At 60.1% G+C, this 15112-nt stretch carries 17 protein-coding genes and 1 pseudogene; 12 read left to right on the top strand and 6 right to left on the bottom strand.

Going from position 1 to position 15112, the window contains the following annotated elements:
* Positions 1 to 44 precede the first annotated feature (44 nt).
* A complete protein-coding gene (locus tag MAXJ12_RS40095) occupies positions 45 to 350 on the bottom strand; it encodes a transposase (protein WP_008838350.1) in 306 nt (101 codons plus the stop codon).
* 100 nt (positions 351 to 450) lie between these two features.
* Here MAXJ12_RS40095 and MAXJ12_RS22685 point away from each other — a divergent pair, with 100 nt between their 5' ends.
* From MAXJ12_RS22685 to MAXJ12_RS22650, 8 genes are all read left to right on the top strand, one after another.
* Positions 451 to 1479, top strand: coding sequence for a LacI family DNA-binding transcriptional regulator (locus tag MAXJ12_RS22685; RefSeq protein ID WP_040587473.1), 1029 nt, complete (start codon positions 451 to 453; stop codon positions 1477 to 1479).
* A 415-nt stretch (positions 1480 to 1894) separates the two neighbouring features.
* Positions 1895 to 2887 (top strand): sulfotransferase, encoded by a 993-nt coding sequence (locus tag MAXJ12_RS22680; RefSeq protein ID WP_244421561.1) that lies wholly within the window; start codon positions 1895 to 1897, stop codon positions 2885 to 2887.
* A gap of 246 nt (positions 2888 to 3133) precedes the next feature.
* Positions 3134 to 4018: a hypothetical protein gene (locus MAXJ12_RS22675; RefSeq protein WP_193364370.1), complete on the top strand. Its 885-nt coding sequence runs from the start codon at positions 3134 to 3136 to the stop codon at positions 4016 to 4018.
* 421 nt (positions 4019 to 4439) lie between these two features.
* The gene (locus MAXJ12_RS22670; RefSeq protein ID WP_008838346.1) at positions 4440 to 5924 is read left to right on the top strand and encodes a GMC oxidoreductase; all 1485 of its coding nucleotides are present in this window, start codon (positions 4440 to 4442) and stop codon (positions 5922 to 5924) included.
* A gap of 12 nt (positions 5925 to 5936) precedes the next feature.
* Positions 5937 to 7184, top strand: coding sequence for an aminotransferase class III-fold pyridoxal phosphate-dependent enzyme (locus tag MAXJ12_RS22665; protein WP_040587470.1), 1248 nt, complete (start codon positions 5937 to 5939; stop codon positions 7182 to 7184).
* Positions 7154 to 7879: an HAD-IA family hydrolase gene (locus tag MAXJ12_RS22660; RefSeq protein WP_244421560.1), complete on the top strand. Its 726-nt coding sequence runs from the start codon at positions 7154 to 7156 to the stop codon at positions 7877 to 7879. The genes MAXJ12_RS22665 and MAXJ12_RS22660 overlap by 31 nt, the downstream gene beginning before the upstream one ends.
* Positions 7876 to 9315 carry a glycosyltransferase gene (locus MAXJ12_RS22655; protein WP_008838343.1) on the top strand — a complete coding sequence of 480 codons (1440 nt, stop codon included), beginning with the start codon at positions 7876 to 7878 and terminating at the stop codon, positions 9313 to 9315. The genes MAXJ12_RS22660 and MAXJ12_RS22655 overlap by 4 nt, the downstream gene beginning before the upstream one ends.
* A 47-nt stretch (positions 9316 to 9362) precedes the next feature.
* On the top strand, positions 9363 to 9599 hold the full coding sequence (locus MAXJ12_RS22650; RefSeq protein WP_008838342.1) for a hypothetical protein: 237 nt from the start codon (positions 9363 to 9365) through the stop codon (positions 9597 to 9599).
* Between the two features lie 176 nt (positions 9600 to 9775).
* Here the strand turns inward: MAXJ12_RS22650 and MAXJ12_RS22645 are convergent, their stop codons facing one another.
* Both MAXJ12_RS22645 and MAXJ12_RS22640 read right to left on the bottom strand, forming a co-directional pair.
* Positions 9776 to 10903 (bottom strand): DUF418 domain-containing protein, encoded by a 1128-nt coding sequence (locus MAXJ12_RS22645; protein ID WP_008838341.1) that lies wholly within the window; start codon positions 10901 to 10903, stop codon positions 9776 to 9778.
* 547 nt (positions 10904 to 11450) lie between these two features.
* The gene (locus MAXJ12_RS22640) at positions 11451 to 11747 is read right to left on the bottom strand and encodes a hypothetical protein (protein WP_008838340.1); all 297 of its coding nucleotides are present in this window, start codon (positions 11745 to 11747) and stop codon (positions 11451 to 11453) included.
* A gap of 79 nt (positions 11748 to 11826) precedes the next feature.
* Between MAXJ12_RS22640 and tnpA the strand changes: the two genes are divergently transcribed.
* The 4 genes from tnpA (at position 11827) to MAXJ12_RS40080 (ending at position 13524) form a co-directional block, all read left to right on the top strand.
* Positions 11827 to 12126 carry an IS66-like element accessory protein TnpA gene (tnpA, locus tag MAXJ12_RS22635; RefSeq protein ID WP_008838339.1) on the top strand — a complete coding sequence of 100 codons (300 nt, stop codon included), beginning with the start codon at positions 11827 to 11829 and terminating at the stop codon, positions 12124 to 12126.
* Positions 12127 to 12628: 502 nt separating this feature from the next.
* Positions 12629 to 12952 (top strand): hypothetical protein, encoded by a 324-nt coding sequence (locus tag MAXJ12_RS40090; protein WP_244421559.1) that lies wholly within the window; start codon positions 12629 to 12631, stop codon positions 12950 to 12952.
* 15 nt (positions 12953 to 12967) lie between these two features.
* Positions 12968 to 13312 carry an ATP-binding protein gene (locus tag MAXJ12_RS40085; RefSeq protein ID WP_050898878.1) on the top strand — a complete coding sequence of 115 codons (345 nt, stop codon included), beginning with the start codon at positions 12968 to 12970 and terminating at the stop codon, positions 13310 to 13312.
* Entirely contained in the window at positions 13222 to 13524 is a 303-nt protein-coding gene (locus tag MAXJ12_RS40080; RefSeq protein ID WP_244421566.1) for an ATP-binding protein, read from the top strand. The genes MAXJ12_RS40085 and MAXJ12_RS40080 overlap by 91 nt, the downstream gene beginning before the upstream one ends.
* Here the strand turns inward: MAXJ12_RS40080 and MAXJ12_RS39035 are convergent.
* The 3 genes and pseudogenes from MAXJ12_RS39035 to MAXJ12_RS39710 form a co-directional block, all read right to left on the bottom strand.
* Positions 13509 to 13693, bottom strand: a pseudogene (locus tag MAXJ12_RS39035) (hypothetical protein); the annotation flags it as partial. The gene MAXJ12_RS40080 and the pseudogene MAXJ12_RS39035 sit on opposite strands and share 16 nt — an antisense overlap.
* Positions 13694 to 13785: 92 nt before the next feature.
* Positions 13786 to 14253, bottom strand: coding sequence for a ProQ/FINO family protein (locus MAXJ12_RS22625; protein ID WP_008838335.1), 468 nt, complete (start codon positions 14251 to 14253; stop codon positions 13786 to 13788).
* A 644-nt stretch (positions 14254 to 14897) separates the two neighbouring features.
* On the bottom strand, positions 14898 to 15032 hold the full coding sequence (locus MAXJ12_RS39710) for a hypothetical protein (RefSeq protein WP_008838333.1): 135 nt from the start codon (positions 15030 to 15032) through the stop codon (positions 14898 to 14900).
* Between the last annotated feature and the right edge of the window lie 80 nt (positions 15033 to 15112).

The raw sequence follows: 15112 nt of genomic DNA, 5'->3' as shown, positions 1-15112 counted from the left end.
TCTGACGTAAACCTGACCTGGATCAATCTGGAGTTGCGTTGCGTTTACCCTGTTTTCGCCAGTCGTGCGGGAATTGCGAAGCCTCTATCATGTCGGGGCCAGTTGCGGCAGCGAGAGAGATACCTATGGACAAGCTCGGCGAAGCCACGCTGATGACGCTGCTTGGAATTTGTCGCTGAATGTGAGAACCAGGCTCTCACCGGAGCATCCCTCCAGCGCAACCCATCGCGGATGACGAACAGGATCCCGCTGAGCACCCGCCGATCATCTAGCCGAGGCACGCCGTGCGACAGCGGGAAGTACGGCTCGATCCGCCGCATCTGCTCCGGGCGATAACATGAACAAATCATCCATCGTGGCACCTCTGCCGACAATGAATCAGCCACTCACCATCAACTCAAGCGAATTAATAGGTCCTAACCCTGGCTGTGTGATTTTGCGAGGCGAGCAATGAAGCGCTCGAGAATAGTAGACATTGCACGAGAGGCCGGCGTTAGCAAAGCGACAGTTGATCGCGTGATTCACTCCCGCGGAGCAGTGCGCGCGGACACGGCCTTGAAAGTTGCGGAAGCCGCGCATCGGGTGGACTATTACGGCAGCAATCTGATCGACCAACAGCTGGCGATCAAACTCCCCAGGATTCGGTTCGGTTTTCTCCTCACCAAAGGGAAGCAGGAATTCTATCAATCCTTCAGCCGAGAACTCGAATTTGCGGTCGGCACGCGCGATGACGTCAGGGGATCCACTGTTGTTCGATTCTCGCCCTCCCAATCACCTGCCGATGTTGCCGAAGCAATGCTGGCACTTGGGGAGCAGACCGATGTCATCGCTTGCACCGCGGTCAACCATCACGCTGTCGGTGAGGCGACGCTGGAACTGCGGCAGAAGGGAAAGCCTACTTTTGCATTGCTCACCGATTTCGCACAAGGGACACGCGAACATTACATCGGCCTCGACAATCTCAAGGCGGGTCGGATCGCCGCGTGGATGATCAGCCTGGCGGCTCAGACACCAGGCAAGATCGCCCTATTTCTCGGCAGCAACCGTTGGCAGGGACACGAGCTTCGGGAAACCGGCTTCAGGTCCAATCTCCGAGAAGCGGACCGCGATCTCACCCTGCTTGAATCCGTGATCAACCTTGAAACGCGCCAGCTGACTTACGAGACCACACTTGCTCTTCTCGAGCGCCACGATGACCTGGCTGGCATCTGCGTGGCAGGCGGAGGTATGGAGGGCGCTATCTCCGCGCTTCGGGAAGCGCGGGCACCGGGCGAGGTCGCGCTTGTGGTGAACGAACTGACTTCGATTAGCCGAAAGGCATTGTCCGATAGATATGCGACGATGGTCATCAGCACGCCCCTTGCAGAATTGTGCCGCGAGACGGTTGAACTGATGGTTCGAGCCGTTCGGAACGGACCTGCGCAAGCGCCCGGGCGGCGTTTCCTGGAGCCACAAATATTTTTGCCGCCTTCAGTTTGAAGTTATGAGGTGAACACCTCATGACGTTCGATCAGGAACCTCAGTCGTGAGGCAATCCATCTGGCTCCTGATTGTCGATCACGTGCGGATTTGGCATGACAACCAGGATTTTTATGCCAAGGCCGGTTGCGCCTAACCGTTCACGCCGGGGATCCGGGAGACAAAGATGTTTTGGGCACTCAATCATATGACGGCGCCGACCCTCGGCTACGACGCGTTTCTAGATCTGGCAAAATCGCTCGGCTGAGTCGGCGTTGGGTGTTGGTCGGCTGCGGCCAATACGCTGCCTTGCGCAGTGACGGGTTTTTTCAAAAGACGTCGCCTTAAAAGTTGAAACGAAACCTTCAAATCGAAAGAAATTGAGACGTCAGAGCGATGTCGCGTCGCCTAAAGTCTCTTGCTTGAGGAGACGAAAGTGAACATTTCCAAACCCCTACCAGTAAACGTGGGCATGGACAAAGACGTGCCCCCTCCTCTCGCCCTGCCCTCTAACCCTGTCCTGCTCGGCGGCGAGAATCGCTCCGGCACCACTCTGCTCAGTGTCCTGCTCGACTCGCACCCCGACCTGGTCGTCGGCCCGGAGATCGATTTCACCGAACCCATTAACCTGGGCCCGCACATCCTCGCGGTATGCGACCTGATGGACCTCCGCGACTCGCGGCTCGCCGGTATGACGAAGGACACCGTTGACCCTGAGTGGTACGACGGCGGGCACTTCGTTGTGCAGTGCGAGCGTTTCGGCCTCGACCGCGACAATGTGAGGAGCCTGGTGACCAGCCTGATGGCCGAGCGCGGTACCGATCTGTCCACCTTGGAGGACCGCTGCCTGCTCATCAACTCCTTCGGCGAATTCCGGCGTGAACAGACGGGAGCCCGACGATGGGGCCTGAAGCTTCAGCGGAGGATCCAGGACATCGGCACGTACGCCGCGATCTGGTCACAAGCGCACTTCATCCACATCATCCGCGACGGCCGCGACCTGACTGCCTCCCACTTCAAGACCGTCCCCGACTGGGGTTACCGGACTGTCGCGGAAGCCGCGCGCGGCTGGCTGGAGGTCGTCACCAGACCCCGCCGGGCTGCGCCCGACGACCGTTATCTAGAAGTGCGGTATGAGGATTTGGTCACCCGCCCCCGCGACACTGTCGAGCGGATGCTGGACCACCTCGGCCTGCCATGGGACGAGGCGGTCCTGCACCACGCGGAGCACAAGCACGCGTTGTTCGACAACCCCTGGGGTCATCCCGCAGCGGAGGCCGCGGGTAAGCCGCTGTATACCGGGCGTAACGGACGGTACCTGCAGGACCTCACGCCCGCGGAGATCGAGGAATTCGAGCGGATCGCCGGGAAGGAACTGGAACACCTAGGCTACGACCTGTCGATGCCGGATCCGGGGAGCGCGGGGTGACGCCGTAGGCACACGAAGCGCTCCGACGACGCTTGCCCCGCAGCTCCGGCCTTCTTCTCGCGTGCCAGACGGCCCTCCTCGTCCGCTCCCATCGTTTTCCTTCTCGCAGATAAGGCGCGCCACATCATGAAGTTCACTGACATACCATCACTCGGTCTGTCTCCGGGCGGTCTCACCGTCTGGCGGGCTTGCGCCACGCACATGTCCGACACCACCTGGGCAGCCGGCCTAGGGCGGGCGTCTCACGTGCAGGAAGCACACATCACATACGCACTCGAGGCGGCCCGTGAGGGTCCCCTGCCACCGTCCTGGCTGGGCTGCGCCTTCGATCTGCCCGCCGAACTCGATGCGGGCGCCTTCGCCACTGCGCTGCGCGGCCGGACAAACCGCCACGAAACCCTGCGCAGCCAACTCACTCTCTCCCCACGCCCCACACCGGGCGGCCGTCTGCAACGCATGACGCTGCCAGCCGGAGCCGTGAGCATCCACCCAAGTGCGGTGGGGGACTTCACCGACGGCCGCAAGCTGGCGCGGTATCTGGAGGAACTGTTCGACAGCGAAGCCGGGCCCCTCGGCTGGCCCGGATATATCCTTGCCACCATCAGCCGCCCAGAAGCGACCACCGTCTGTGTCGCCGCCGACCACGCCCTGACGGACGGTTACTCCGTTCTCCTAACGGCTTATGAGATTCACACTCTGTACGCCGCTGGACTCGCCGCCGCCAACGGCAAGCCCGCCCCAGTTCTCCTCCCGCCCACGGCCAGTTACCTCGATTTCGCGGAGGCCGAACGGACCGCCGCCGAAGCGCTGACAGCGGACCACGAATCCATCGTCCACTGGCGGCAGTTCCTCACTGAAGCCGGGGGCCGCCTGCCGGAGTTCCCTGTACCGGTCAGCGACGTGAGCGGCAGCCCCGCCGCCCAGCCAGGCGGATACACCGAGCTTCTCGACGCATCCACCGCGCACGCCTTCGATCGCGTCTGCCGCGCGGCCGGGGGCGACGCCTTCTGCGGACTGCTCGCCTGCCTGGCCAAGGTCGGCCACGAAATCACCGGCTCGGGCGAATTCCGTACCTTGGCCCCTTCCACACCCGGACGGGTCCCTCGCAGTCCTCCATCGGCTGGTACGTAGGTATGGGCCCGATCACCTTCCTCATAGGCGCAACCGACTCCTTCGCTGAGGCGGTGCGCTCCGCGGTCTCCGGCCTCGACGGAGTGAAGGACCTGGCCCAGATACCCATACCCCGAGTTGAGGAGCTCCTCGGCCGCCCCCTCCGCGACCCCTTCATGGTTTCGTACGGTGACCTTCGTCGCACCCCCGGTGCCCGCGACTGGAACACTTGGCGGATTGTCATCCTCCGCAGCCGCAGCACCGACCCGGACGACGTGCGTGCGCACCTACGACGGCCTCTTCGTCAACTACCGCCACCCAGCCACCGGCCCGGCAGGCATCGCGGTCCCCCACTACGTGGCCCGTATAAAGCACCTCCTGGTCTCCATCGCGAGCACCGCCCGCTGGCCGCTACCACAAACCCTACAGGAGACTATTGCCCGTGACGGACATCAGACACATTGCAGCGGACTCGTATAATTACAAAACCTTCGATGCGGTTATCGTCGGCTCCGGGCCATCTGGATCGATCGTCGCCCGAACACTTGCGGAAAAGGGCTGCCATGTGGCCGTCCTGGAATATGGAGGCCTGGTTTCCCCTGGTGCCATGCTCGGGCCTCATCAAGCGGCCTACGGCAAGGCGCTCACTTCCAACGGCCCCGCCGATGGCAACCCTTGGACAGCGTGCTGCGTCGGCGGCGGGATGCGGTTCTACAACGCGATAACGTTCAGATACCGACAAGCAGATTTGTCAGCTTCCCAATATCTTACAACTGACATGGAGATTGATTGGCCCATTACCCTCCAGGATCTTGAACCCTACTATTTGGAGATCGAGCATCTCCTGGAGATCAGTGGCGCGGATGGGTTTCCATCGTTTCCAGCCAGTCCGCGTGGGTTGATGTTATCCGATGCGATGCAGGAACTTGGCATAAGATCAAAGAGCATCCCCCTGGCAATCAGGCCGCCGGGGACCAACAAGGGATGCATCAAGTGTTCGGCTTGCGATGAACTGGCGTGCCCTACGGATGCCAGAGCATCAGTGCTTGCAAGAAGCATTCTGGATGACTCCGCCCTGCCAGGAACGATCTCTGTTATATACGGCTGTTTCGTCAACCGGATCGAAATGCGGAACGACGGTCGGGCTGAAACCCTTGAGTGCTATGTGCCGCTCTCATCGGAACTGATCCGGATCCCAGTTGAAAGGGTCATCGTCTGCGCAAACGCGATACAATCAGCGGCATTAATGCTTCGCTCGAAGAGTGGGCATGCGCCGAAGGGAATAGGAAACGAATCGGGCCTCGTTGGGCGGGGCCTCTCGTTCAAAATTAGCGGCTACTCCGTCGGCTACATGGAGCCGGCCGATCCCAGCTCCGGTGCATTTGCTCCGCACTGGGGACCGCATGCGAGCGTTTATACCGATGAGTTCTACGAGCACAACGACGTGCCATGCAGATTTGGCGGGCTCATATATGAAGCGAATTTTCCCTCGCCGGCTGCGAACGTCGGCCGTGTGCGCCTGCACTACATAGCCGGAGAAGAGCCATGGTCGCACAATCGCGTCGTGCTTGACGAGGCTGTTGACCAGCACGGTATCCCTTGCATCCGTTTCGAATACCGAAACTCGGAAAATGACCGAGCGCGAATGAATTTTCTCGCCGACCGCGCGGATGACATTCTGCGCCACCTTGGCGCAAGCCGTGTAGAGCGAGAGCCATCTTTCCAGGGAAAGGGCGGCTCCCACCTGCACGGCACGATGCGCGCCGGAAGTGATCCGAGGACCTCGGTCGTAGACAGCCGTGGCAGGGTCCATGGGTTCACCAACATCCATGTCATGGATGGCTCCGTTATGAACTTTGCGGGGAACAGCAATCCGGCGCACACACTCCTGGCCAACGCCAGGCGAATGGCCATGTCACTCAAGTAAGGGGTAGTTTAGATGCTCGATCCTGGAGCTACTGGACATTTGGCTGAATGGGAGCGTGACACCCGGTCATTCATCATATTCCGCTCCGCCAATGGCGCGATGGCGGAGGATATCAACGGCAAGATCTATCTGGATATGACGTCCTGCAGTGGGGCTTCGCCCTTGGGCAGCAATGACCCAGTGTTCAAGGCAAGGCTGGCGCAGGCGATGGAGCAAGAAGCTGATATTCTGCCCTCGCCGGTGAGTGAGCAACGCCAGATACTCGCCGGGAAAATCTCGGAAATGTTCCCAAGCAATTCCAGAGTGTTCTTTCTGAGGACCGGATCTTGTGCAACGGAAGCGGCGGTTCGGATCGCCCGGCACCGAACTGGCCGGCCGGTCATCCTGACGGCTGGCTTCCACGGATGGCACGACATCTTTCAACAGCACCCCTGGTCGGACAATCCGCCGGCCAAGGATCAACACATCCAGGATTTCCAATATGACCTCGATATCCTGGAGCAGCAGCTGGTCGGGAATGAGGGGAGAGTCGCGGGCATTTTCGTCACGCCTGAGCCTTCGGTCTTTCCTCCGGAATTGCTCCAGGAAATCTCCAGGATGGCAAGCGCGCATGGAGTATTGCTGATCGTTGATGAGGTTCTATGCGGACTTCGTTACGCCAAGGGTGGCTACTGCCGAAAACACGGTGTGAAAGCCGACCTAATCACGTTGGCCAAGGGGATCGCCCAAGGCATTGGCCTTTCCGCGGTCGTCGGCACAGCCGATGCCATGGTGGGAGCCGACAAGGCCTATCTGGGCAATACCTATCTGCGCGAGAATCGGGCCTTTGTGGCCGGCAACCTGACACAGGAAATCCTTGAAGAAGCAGAAATTGCGGCTCGCATCGCCGAGAGCGGCTTAGCGCTCAAGAGGCAGTTCCAGACCTCGTTCGAGCGTAGCAAAATAGCTGCGCGCGTGCTCGGAAGCGATACCATGTTCAGAATCGTTCTGCCCTCGCAAAAGCATGGAAGGGTCTTCGCTCAGAGGTGTCTGCAGCACGGTATCTACACCGGATACCCAGGGACATACATGAGCAATGCGTCCATGGACGATGCATTTTTCGCCACTTTGCAGCCGGCACTGGAGCGAGCACTCGCAGACTACCGCAAGGACGAGGACATGACTGCACACGTCACTGACGCAGCCATGGTCGAATACTGCGCGGAGGCGTTCCACGCTACAGAAAGAGCATGTCTCTCCAACATGCATCATTGGGCCTGATGCGGGGAGGAGATCAAACGAAAACTGCAACCGTCAACGTTCAGCTCGAAGATTATGATCACGTAGCCTTCGATCTGGACGGAACCCTTGTAGATTCGGAGGCTGTGGTCGAAAGCGCACTCCGTCGATGGGCACGGGAGGAACGGATCTCTCCGGATCACGCACTGCGGATGTCGGCCGCCCGCCGGGACGTCGACCTGGTGGCGGCGATTACGCCCGGTCTCTTGCCAGAACGCGAAGCAGCTCGCATTGCTGATTATGAGATCCAAGCGATGAGACTGTTGCAGCCGATCCAGGGCGCCGCAGAATTTTATAACTCGATCCCCGCTGAACGGAGATCCATTGTCACCTCTTCGGCAAGGGTTTCGGCTCTTGCCCGCCTCCAGGCGGCTGGACTCTCCTGCCCGAGGATTTTGATTGCAGCCGAGGACGTCAGTCAGGGAAAGCCGCACCCGCAACCCTATCAAACGCTGTTGCGAATGCTGCGCATCACTCCCAAAAGATGCTTGGTTTTTGAAGATTCCCGCACCGGAATTGAAGCGGCGATCGCCGCGGGCTGCGACTGTGTAGGTATCGGCCCCAATGCCAGGGGTCACCCTGACACCAGGGGCTGGATAGAGAACTTTTGCGAGGCTTCCTTTCTAGCCGACCGCGCTGATCCTGCTTCCCAGAATGAAAGGAGGGCCGCGAAGTGAAAGTATCAACGAAACCCCGCACACCACTATTTGATGAGGTGCTGGTAGAAGGCTCGGTACTCGAGCATTACGTAGCGGAGCGAAACGACTATGACGAACTTCTCAATGAACTATTTCGTTCGTCCAGCGCAATCCGTGACAAGATTGGCCGCCGTTGTATTTGGCACATAAATTCCACCGCGTTCGGCGGTGGGGTGGCCGAAATGCTTCCACACCACATATGCCTCCTTCGGGATCTTGGTTTTGATGTGCGTTGGCTCATCTTTAAACCGAAGGAAGAGCAATTTTTTCAGTTCACCAAAGGACTTCACAATTCTCTTCACGACGCCACCGTGGCAGGCTTGAATGATCTGCTGCCGCATTATCTTGAGGCATCGAAGCAAGGCGCCGCGCAGTTGGAAAGGATCATCAGACCTGATAGCTTTCTGGTTATTCATGATCCGCAGCCACTTGGTGCAGCTGCGAAGTTCCTGGAATCTCACCCGCACCCGGCTATCTGGCGATGCCACATCGGCTATCCAAAGCGCACCCCGACAGTCGACGAAATCTGGGGGTTTCTGGGGGAATACCTTCGTCAATTCCAGCGCATTGTCCTGAGCGCCAAGGAGTATGCCTTTGATACCGGTCTCCCAATAGATATCATCCAGCCATCGATCAGCCCATTCTCAAGCAAGAACCGTAACCATGAAGGGCCAGCAGGCCCAACGCTGGAGAATTCGGTTTCGTTCAATAGCCAAGAATTCGAGCCCACCCCATCCCTTCAGGACATTCTCGGATCGCGGTATTTCCTGCATGTATCCAGGTGGGATGGACTGAAAGGTATTGACCGGATAATCGCCGCTTTCGATCGCTTTGTGAAAATGGCGCTCGCCGAGGCATATGATATACGCCTGGTGATCGCGGGACCGGATCCTTTGGATGTTGCCGACGATCCTGAAGGACGCGAGTATTTCGAGAAATGCGTAGCATTATGCTCTCAATTACCCGAGGAAGTGCGGCGGCGCCTGTATCTGGTCTGTGTCTCGATGAAGGACCACTACGCAAATGCCGAACTTATCGGCCGCCTGCAACAGAACGCCTATGGAGTATTTGCGCTCTCTCGCGAAGAGGGCTTCGGCCTGACAGCAACAGAGGCTCTGTTCCGAGGCAAACCCGTCATAGTGTCGTCCGCCTTTGGTCTGAAAAGGCAGGTCGTAAATGGGCTGAATGGCGTTGTCCTCGACGAGCCGGACATCGAGGACAAAGCTGCAGAAATGATGCATCGCCTTGCGACCGGTTATAGCGATTTCGAGGAGATGGCCAGAACCGCGCGCGAAAACTGCCTGCGCTCGAGTACGCAAATCTCGCAAATTCCAAAGTGGTATGACTCGATTCAATCGGCTCTATCCAGTTTTGAGGTGCAATACCGGGAACCGTTCAAGCCAAGGGTCATCTGAGCCAGGCGGCGGACGTCTCCGCGCCGGAGGTAGCGTAGAGAGTACGAATGATCGTGGCGGCGTTGCGCAGCCGCAACGGGGGGAGGTCGGCGGTCGTGCAGAAGATCGGTGCGGCGGAGACGGCCAGCGAAGTTCTCAAGGGGCGTGCCGGTACGGCAAAGCGGGGCGATCTGACACGGATTCTGGACAGGGCGCCGGATGCGCCGCCGCTGCCGAAGGACTCCTTCTGCTTTGCCAAACTGCCTCGCCTCACCTTTCAGGTGGGGCGGGCCGACAAAGACTGACCGCTAGTTAAGTTGATAATGCCGATGCAAAACTATCAGCGCCGGCGCGACCGTTTGACCGTCAATCTCACAAAGGCGGCAGGGTTGTAGGAAGTCCCCTCCCCTGCCGCGAACAAGCTTCGGATAAAAACCAGCTTTTTCAGTAATGTGATCCGGAGGCCGGGGCGACGTGGTGCTCAGGGGATGTGACGCGCGAGATCTGCGATCCTACCCATCAGCGCTTCCATCGGTCCTCGCTGGAAGACGCGCAGCCAAAGCACCGCGAAAGTGCTTACAACCACGATGAAGCCAAAGAGCATGGACAGGCGCGAGCCTCCCACAAACAAATCTATTCCCCCAATGTGCAGGAGATAGGCTATTCCCACAATGTGCAGGAGATAGGCCGTCAAAGGCATCGAGCCGACCGCGATTATTGGCCAGACCAGCTTTCGCAGATGCGGGAGCGCATCCATAGCGAGCCAGCAAGCCGCCAAGACAATCATTGCGCAACCGGTGCTGCCCAGGATCGAGAACGTCGTCTCGGTATGAGGTGCGGCAATCCATGGCGACCAGGGAAGGTCGCCAACGTCCGACCACCAGGCGGATTCCTGCAAAGCGGCGGGTACGCCAGGCAGCAAACGCAGCGCGAGCCAGGATCCCCCATGGCCCAACACGGCCAGCGCGCCCCCGGCTAAACCAAGGCGCCAATGCATTGCTTGCGTACTAAGGTCAAGGCGCGCAATGGCCATGCCTGCGATCACGAAAGGAACCCAGGCTATCGCGGGATAACTGCCGCTGACCATGAGCTGGAACACCGGGTCGAAGTACGAGCTCTCGGAGCCAAACATTGACAAAAGGTGGGAGCGCACTTGCGGGAGAACTAATGCGGTCGCCGCAGCGAGCAAGCCGAGCTGCTGTGCGCTGAGCCGATAGAGCGGCAGGACCAACAAGAAGCAGATTCCGTAGTATGCCAGGATGACCTGGACCGGCGTATCGAGGTAGGTCAGGATTGGGCCAAGCGCCAGCAAAACAAGGGCACGAATTGCGACTCTGGCAATGGCCTGTCTACCGGCTACCCCCGACTTCGGCGCCTTACGACCGGTAATCAGGAGGATCGAAAACCCGGCCAAAACGGCAAACAGGGCGGACGACCGCCCATGGGTTAGTTCCATCAGATTCCCGACTAGTCCTCCTTCGCCGGGGTCGGGACCGACATGGGCGGCATACATGCCGAAGACAGCCAGGCCGCGAGCAAGGTCGATGGCGACCAGCCGATCTACGGCCGATCCATCGCTCGCGCCCGTAATCGGGGCGTTCTTCGCCATGGTGGGTTCCTTGCTTGGTTGTGTCGATCGCGGGGACCCGCGACAGGAGAGCCGGTTGGCTGCTGCAGTCGTCTCACCCTGAAGGGTTCAAAGATCGTGCCAATCTGGCGGATCGAGCCGGCGACAGAAGTTTATGCTTGCTGTTCAGCTCTTTAGCCTGCGGCAAACAACAGATCGGCTCACCAAGCCTGTGGCGCGGACCTGACAAACCCGACAAAAGGTGTCGCGGGTCCGCAATTTTTGAAGGGATGGCGGACCCGGGAGATCCACTGAACCGTCGGCGAGAGGCTCAGCGACAACGGATGATCCGATCAGCACGCCGCGGCACCGCCGGTGACGGTCGCCCCAGGTGTCAAGGCCAGGGCTCTGCGATAATCTGTGGTGGTGCGCCTAACGGGATGTCGGCGGCGGCACGGTTCGGGATCGGGATTTCGACGGCGATTGCCTGGATCGCGAGCGGCAAACGCGCGCGTCAGTCAGCGACACGGTGCGATGTTCTGCGCCGGCTCGACCGGGTTACCATAGGTCTGCTGTAACCGGCCGATTGTTACCGCAGTGATTTTGCTTTTATGCGCGCGATGAGCTCTTCGTCGTCGACAAAGCTGTCGAGGAAGTCGTTCCACTCGTCGGTCGAACGACGAGCATGGGCGAGCATTTGCCTCAGCTCGTCAATCCCATCGTCAGTGAGAGCGGTGATTGCCTCGTCCGTGCCATAGTAGACGCTGATGATACTGCCGTAGGAGAGGTTGTCGTCGTTGCTGACGATCGCCTGAAGGAGCTCAGGATCCTCTCCAAGCTCTTTCGCGACGTGGTCGATGGTGAAGACGTAGGTGATCGTAGCCATCGTATCCCCACGGTCACGGCCGTCTTGCTGAGGTAGGCTGCAGGCTGCAAGTCCTAGTGCAAGCACTAGAAGTAGCCCTGTGACGAAGCATCAGATTGAAGTGATCACGTTGATCGAGCGGCGCCGGCGCTGGTCTCGGGAGGAGCAGGAGTGGCTGGTCGCGGCGACGTTTGAGCCTGGGGCCAGTGTTTCCGACATCGCGCGATCGGCTGGCATTCATGTGAGCCAGCTTTTCCGGTGGCGCAAGGAACTCTGTCAGATCTCCGCGCCGTCCGTGCCGCAACTCATTCCGGTGCAAGTCGTCGAGGCGCTGCCAGCGCCGCAATCGCCAGCGCAGCCACCGCCGATCTCCGGACGCGCAAGAAGAGCAGCATTTTGACCATCGGGCTTGGCGGCGCCCGCCGCCTGCGGGAGAGTGATATCGATAGCGAGGCGCTCGGCCGGATCCTGCAGGCGGAGGCTGCAGTGACCTTCGTCTGACAAGGTGGGGATGGGATCCTTCAGCCAATCTGGTCGCTGTCGAGGAGAGCGCGACGGTTCTCGGCGGCCAGCGCCGGCGCGGAGCCGGTCGGATCAAGATGGCGTGCGATGTCATCGAGCGCATGCTGGCCTGATTCTGCCCCATCGGTACAGACCAAGGGCTGCAGTGCGGCGAAACGTGCACGGCATCAGGCGAACCCTTGCCCATGCTTCGACCGGGTGGGAAGGCAAGATGCTGGACGCCATCATGATCGGCGGACAGCCGCTTTCATGTTCGGCGAGCGCGCCGGGATCATGGAAGTGCGCATCGACGGCCGCGACTGGTACGCAGCCCTCGACCTCACCGCGGATCGCGAGGGCGCCGATGCGGCGCTGATCGCACGTGATGCGGTGTTTGCCGAATGGCGCAAGACGGTGTCGCTGAACGTTACGCTGTTCATCCTGACCGCCGGCGTGCTGATCATTATCTCTACGGCTATTTCACGCGGGCCGCGCGCACCCAGGCCGCCGACCGCATCTATCTCGAGGCACATCAGCGCATCGACCTTGCGCTTGTGCGCGGCCGCTGCGGCCTGTGGGACTGGGACATGGTGCGGGGCAAGATGTACTGGTCGCGCTCCATGTATGACATGCTCGGCTACAAGCCCCTGCGACACCATGCTGTCGTTCGGCGAGGTCGACGATATCATCCATGGAGCGCGAGGAGATCGACCTCTGCCCGCTGATCCGCGAGACCGTGCGTGTCGCTGCAGGCGGCGGAAAAGTCCACTACCGTCGAGACCCAGATCGCCGAATCGATGACGAACGTCGCCGACCGGCGCGATCAAGCAGATCGTCATCAACCTTCTGTCGAATGCGGTGAAGTTCACCGCCTAGGCGGCCACATCTCGGTGCGGGCGCGCAACGTCTCGGGCGCGCTGATGCTGACGATCGAGGACACCGGTTGCGGCATTCCCAAGACGCGCTGGGCAAGCTTGGCCGGCCGTTCGAACAGGTGGAGAACCAATTCTCCAAAAGCCACCCCGGCTCCGGCCTCGGCCTTGCGATTTCCAGGTCGCTCGCCGAGTGGCACGGCGGCGCGCTGAAGATCCGCTCGACCGAAGGCGTCGGCACCATCGTCTCGGTGCGCATTCCGTCCGCAAGCGATCGGCGGCGGTCCAAGCCGCCGCGTAGAGTGTCTTTTGCTTTGACTGCACTGCCCCTCACCACTGAGAGCGAAGTCGAATGGGCGACATCCTCCCCCGTAAGGACCAGGCTTGCCGAGCAGCGATCCTCCGCCTCTCACACACCCGATTGAGAAGAGCGTTCACTTCCGGGCCGGTCGCGGCTCTGCCCCTGCCGCGGAGAGGCGCATACGCGCGGCGACTGGGTGCCCCCGTCGACGCTGACCGGAACGTCACCGTCAACCGTGGCGCGGCGCACGACCCGGTGCTGGTCGCCATAGTCGTGACCGCATAATGCTGGGTGCGATCGCGGCAATTCGGATCGGCACGGGGCGCCATGTGCTCCGACCCTCAGGGGCTGTCCCGGTCGGCGCAAGACCCACGCTCAGCGGCGCTCAAGCCATCGGCTTTCGGAATGACCGGCGACGCTTCGTCTCAACGACTATGCCGCTCCGGCTGTCGGCCGTATTCTTCGCCTTGAACACGGCCGTTTGCTTCGGTTTCGGTTTGGGTGGCGCTTCAGGCTCTGCCCTTGGCTTGGTCTCTTGCTTGTCCTTGCGGGCGCAAAGCAAAGCCTTGGCGGTCGCCGCGTCCGCATCCGAGACCTCGCCGGCCGGCTTGCCGTCGAGATCGACCCGCGCGGCGCCGGCATTCAGTTTCGCCAAGTATTTGGCCATCCTGGTATAGGCGAGCAGGGCTCTCCTCACTTCATCATCAGACAGTTCGCCGTCAAGCACCCGGATGTCATGATGGATGCCGATCTTGAGCGGCCTGGGCGCTTTCGGATTGAATGCCGCAGGCCACTTTGCCGATAGATGTCTGAAAAGCTGCGCGGGCGATTTCCCTTGGCTAGCGGTCGACATGGTCAAGCCTCGCCCGATTTGTTAACGTTTCCCAATTCGGACCTTCGTAGCACGCATATATGCAATGATTATGGAAAATGGGTATTCGTCCCACAGGGTCAAGCAGTGCGTGCTCACGTCTCCCCATTCGGGCACACGGAGCGCCTGCTGCAGCGAGCAGTATCCGGTAGCAATCACGCCGAGCCGTCCCCGTCGGGTTCATAGTCAAGACAGTATGGTCAGTGGAAAACGCTCTTGCCCCATCTCTCCGCCAGCCCGCAACCGTTGGCAGCGTATCTGAACGCCGGTAGCGAAAAAGCCGACCCCTCAGAAGCGGCGCCCAATCGGAAACATTAGCACCTCCGCGTTTTGGCGTGGCTGCTTGAACTCTTCGACGGCAACCGCCTCAAGTAGCAGGTCCAAGGCTTCGCGCCCCCTCCGACTCATCGGGTCATCGCCACGCAGGTAGTGATACGCTCGATCTAAATGCACCCGCGCGGCGGAAAAATCGCTTGTCATATGACCCTCTCAGTTACCGCCCGCATTAGCCGTCTAGGAGGCGAGGGTCACGCAATCGTCAATATCAACAGGCGGATTTGATTTAAATCGCGGAGGATCCGGGAGAAACCAGGACGCCGGCTTGTCTTTATGCGAGAGCCTCGTGATTACGTGGCCGAGTGGGTACGCCATGGAAGGTCGAGCTCCTCGCCGCGCGCGGTCGAAGCCATGTCCTCGCTTACCTGCTCGGCAACGACCCCGGTCAATTCCGGCAGTTCAGTCAATTTTTCGAAGACGGTCATTCATCTGATCCTTTCGGCAAGGTTGCCCCGTCTGTCTGACGCAAAAGCTGGTCCAGCGTGAGCAGCGGCGAGCGCATCGT

This window comes from Mesorhizobium alhagi CCNWXJ12-2 (genome assembly GCF_000236565.1).
Taxonomy (GTDB): Bacteria; Pseudomonadota; Alphaproteobacteria; order Rhizobiales; family Rhizobiaceae; genus Allomesorhizobium; species Allomesorhizobium alhagi.
The sequence above is the reverse complement of the archived record's forward strand: the minus strand, read 5'-3'. Positions and strand labels throughout refer to the sequence as shown.